At 51.3% G+C, this 698-nt stretch carries 1 pseudogene; it reads left to right on the top strand.

The features are described 5' to 3' along the window. Positions 1–698 (top strand): annotated as a pseudogene (locus KIV40_RS29495) (translocation/assembly module TamB); the annotation flags it as partial.

Raw genomic sequence — 698 nt, 5'->3', positions numbered from 1 at the left:
GGGTCAAAAACTGCAGCTTTCAGCCAAGGGGAGCGTTGACGATCTGACGCTGGATGCGACGCTGTCAGAGTTGATAGAGGGCAAGTTATCCGGAAACCTTCAACCTCTCGAACCTACACTGCCGTTTGACCTTGAATTGGTTGATGGAAAGGCGCAGTGGCCACTCACAGGCAAGAGTGACTATCAGGTTGCGATAAAACAGTTAAAAACCAACGGTTCACTGGAAGGCTTCAAACTAAACCTAGACGCTGAAGCCGCGGGTACCGATATTCCGGATGTTCACCTTGATGTTGAAGGGGCAGGTAGCACGGAACATATTGATCTTGAGCGCCTTGATATCGCGACCTTAGGCGGACACGTTACTGGTGCTGTCAAAGCCAACTGGAAAGACCTTGTGAATTGGCAGGCGGATATTGGCCTGCAGCATATACAGCCGGGGTTGCAGTGGCCGGAAGCCGAAGGTGATATCAGCGGTAGTCTCAAAACCTCGGGTAGCCTAACCGAAGCGGGTGGCTGGCAGGTGGAATTACCGACCTTAGATATCGATGGCATTTTGCGTGAGTATCCATTGAATATTCAAGGCCAGTTGTCAGCGTCGGATAAAACCGCTTCTGGTGAACCGAGCGTAGAAACTTCTGGACTGCGTTTGTCGCACGGCGTCAACGCCATCAATGTGGTAGGCAAGCTTGATAAGCAAT

The sequence above is a fragment of the Vibrio sp. D173a genome (genome assembly GCF_030248475.1).
The sequence above is the reverse complement of the archived record's forward strand: the minus strand, read 5'-3'. Positions and strand labels throughout refer to the sequence as shown.